Genomic DNA, 332 nt, shown 5'->3' with positions numbered 1-332 from the left:
CCGAGTGCGGCGGCGTACCCGATCCGTACGCCCTCCTGGAGACCGTCCGCCGGGTCAGGGCCGAGGGCGGTGACCCCCGGCTGCTCGTCCTGTCCGTCGCCGACGACCCGACGGCGACCGTGCCGCCGCCCGAGGTGCTGCACGAGGCCGTGGAGGCCGCCGTGGGGGAGGGCCTGCACGTGGTCAGCGACGAGACCTGGCGCGACACCCTGCACCCGCACGCGGACACGGTCCTGTTCAGCCCCGCCGAGATGTTCCCCGCGCAGGTCACCGTCCTGGCCGAGCTGACCGGCGCGTTCCTGCCGCCGTCCCTGCCCGCCGCCTGCGCCCGC

Annotated in this window: 1 pseudogene; it reads left to right on the top strand. The window is 76.5% G+C overall.

The features are described 5' to 3' along the window. Positions 1-332, top strand: a pseudogene (locus G3I40_RS32625) (pyridoxal phosphate-dependent aminotransferase); the annotation flags it as partial.

This window comes from Streptomyces sp. SID14478 (assembly GCF_010548525.1).
In the GTDB taxonomy this organism is placed as follows: domain Bacteria; phylum Actinomycetota; class Actinomycetes; order Streptomycetales; family Streptomycetaceae; genus Streptomyces.
The sequence above is the reverse complement of the archived record's forward strand: the minus strand, read 5'-3'. Positions and strand labels throughout refer to the sequence as shown.